Genomic DNA, 2,146 nt, shown 5'->3' with positions numbered 1-2,146 from the left:
GGCGTACGGCGCGCAGGCGGTGGGCGTCGCCGGGGCCCAGGAGCTGGCGGGCGACGAGGGCGCGGCGCAGGTGGATGTGGGCGTCGTGCTCCCAGGTGAAGCCGATGCCGCCGAGGATCTGGATGCAGTCCTTGGCGCAGGAGTACGAGGCGTCGAGGGCGGTCGCGGCGGCGAGGGCGGCGACGAGCGAGCGCACTGCGGGCTCCTCGTCCGCGCTGCCCGCGGCGTCCCAGGTGAGGGCCCGGGCCTGTTCGAGGCGGACGAGCATGTCGGCGCACAGGTGCTTGACGCCCTGGAACTGCCCGATGGGGCGGCCGAACTGCTCGCGGACCTTGGCGTGTTCGGCGGCGGTGTGGACCGCCCAGGCGGCGGTGCCGCAGGCGTCGGCGGCGAAGAGCACGCAGGCCAGGTCCCGCACCAGGTCCTCGTCCAGCTCCAGCAGCCGCCCGGCGGGGACCGTGAGGGCGTGCGCCCGCACCTCGGCGGTGGGCCGGGTCGGATCGGCGCTCTCGTGCGGCCGGACCTCCAGATCGGCGGCGTCGACGGCGAACCACCGGACCCCGCCCTCCCCCTCGGCGGCGAGCAGCACCAGCTCCGCCTCCCCTGCTCCGAGTACGGGAGGCGCGACCCCGTCCAGCCGCCACCCGCCCCCCTCGGCCGCGACGGCGGTGATCCCGCCGGGCCCCAGGGCCACCGCCCCGACCCGCCCGTCGAGAGGCCGCGCCCCCGCCCGGTCCAGGAGTACGGAGGCCAGCGCACTCGGCAGGAAGGCCCCGGGCAGCGCCGCCCGGGCGGTCTCCTCCACGACGACGGCCAGATCCAGCAGGGTCCCGCCCTCCAGATGGGGCGTCACCAGCCCCTGTGCGCACATCCCGTCCCAGTAGCCGGGCCTCGCCCCGGCCTGGGGCGGGGCGTCGAGCAGCTTCCGCACCGCCTCGGGCGGCACCGCCCGCGCCACCCAGCCGCGCACGGCGCCGGCCAACTCCCGTTGCTCCTGCGTGATTCCGATGCCCATGCGCGGCAGATTAGAACACGTTTCAATCTGACGGAAGGTCAGATCACCAGATCTCCGTCCGGATGTGAGGCAGGCGTCCGTGATGTGCGTGTCCTTCGGCCGGGCGGGGGTTGTGCGGGAGGCGGGGATGCGGTGGGCTGCCCGGGAGAGAGGGAGGTGCGCCATGACGTCGACCCCCGCGTGTCCGCGCTGCGGGCAGACGCCGCTGACGGCCCTGCGCGTGGAGTACACCCGCAACCGGTGGGGCGGAAGCGGGCCGACACCGAGGCCGGAGGAGTGGTGGGAGTGCTCCGGGTGCGGCTGGGTGGGCTACCGGGACACCGGGACCGGGCCGCTGACACCGATGCGGCGGCCAGAGGGCGGGGAGGCGGACTGCTTCTTCTGCGGCGAGGAGGGCGGCAACGTCGTCAGCGAGCCCTGGCGGCGGGAGGACGGCGAGCTCCGGGACTGGGTGGTCTGCCTGAGCTGCGGCACGAGCAACCAGCGCCGCGTACGGGGGCTTCCCGGCGGGGGGTGAGGGGGCGGCTCAGCGGGGCGGGCCCTGCGTGACGGTCAGGGCGGTGCGGGCGAGGTCCCGCACCTGCGGCCGGCAGGCGTCGGTGCCGGACCCGCCTCCGTTGAGCCACACCGTCACCATGACGTTGCCGTCACGGACGACGAGCTGGCAGGTCCCGTTCCAGAACGCCTCGTCGCCGATGCCGGGCTCGCCCGCGCCCTCGGTCACCGCCGCGGTGTAGCGCTGCCGCTGCTCCTCCGTCCCGCTGCGGCCGCGCCTCCCGAGCTCCAGGTCCCAGTCCACGGACGCGACCGCCGCCCTCTCCTGCGCCCAGCTGCAGCTCGTGATCGCGCCCGTGACGGTCTCGGAGTGGACGTCCTTGGCAGGGTCGCGCGCGCCCGGGAGCCGGGGGAGGAACGGGGCGACCGCGGGGCAGTCCGCCAGGGTCGTGTACTTGTCCTTGGCCTCGGCCCGGCCCTTGGCCTTGCCCGGGTCCTCCGTCCCGGTGCGCGCCCAGGTGACGCCCCAGATCCCGAGACCGATCGCGGCGAGCACCCCGGCGGCCACCAGGAGCCCGGTGCGGGGCGCCGGCCGACTCCGGGGCGGGACCGCCGACACCGTGGACCGTACGGGGG

General features: G+C 75.9%; 2 protein-coding genes and 1 pseudogene. 1 reads left to right on the top strand and 2 read right to left on the bottom strand.

What is annotated here, in order from left to right; translation table 11 throughout:
• Positions 1-1,015: acyl-CoA dehydrogenase family protein (locus VR44_RS39045; RefSeq protein WP_045952436.1), on the bottom strand; the 1,015-nt coding region annotated here is incomplete at its 3' end.
• Positions 1,016-1,178: 163 nt separating this feature from the next.
• Here VR44_RS39045 and VR44_RS39040 point away from each other — a divergent pair.
• Positions 1,179-1,532, top strand: a complete 354-nt coding sequence (locus VR44_RS39040; RefSeq protein WP_045952437.1) for a hypothetical protein — start codon at positions 1,179-1,181, stop codon at positions 1,530-1,532.
• Between the two features lie 9 nt (positions 1,533-1,541).
• On the opposite strand, the pseudogene VR44_RS39035 reads toward VR44_RS39040, so the two are convergent.
• Positions 1,542-2,146, bottom strand: a pseudogene (locus VR44_RS39035) (hypothetical protein); the annotation flags it as partial.

It is taken from the genome of Streptomyces katrae, assembly GCF_000966975.1.
GTDB lineage: Bacteria > Actinomycetota > Actinomycetes > Streptomycetales > Streptomycetaceae > Streptomyces > Streptomyces katrae.
This window is presented reverse-complemented; position numbering and strand designations above follow the sequence as displayed.

Coding starts and splice junctions, on each gene's coding strand:
- VR44_RS39040 (WP_045952437.1), top strand. CDS start 1,179: ATGACGTCGACCCCCGCGTGTCCGCGCTGCGGGCAGACGCCGCTGACG.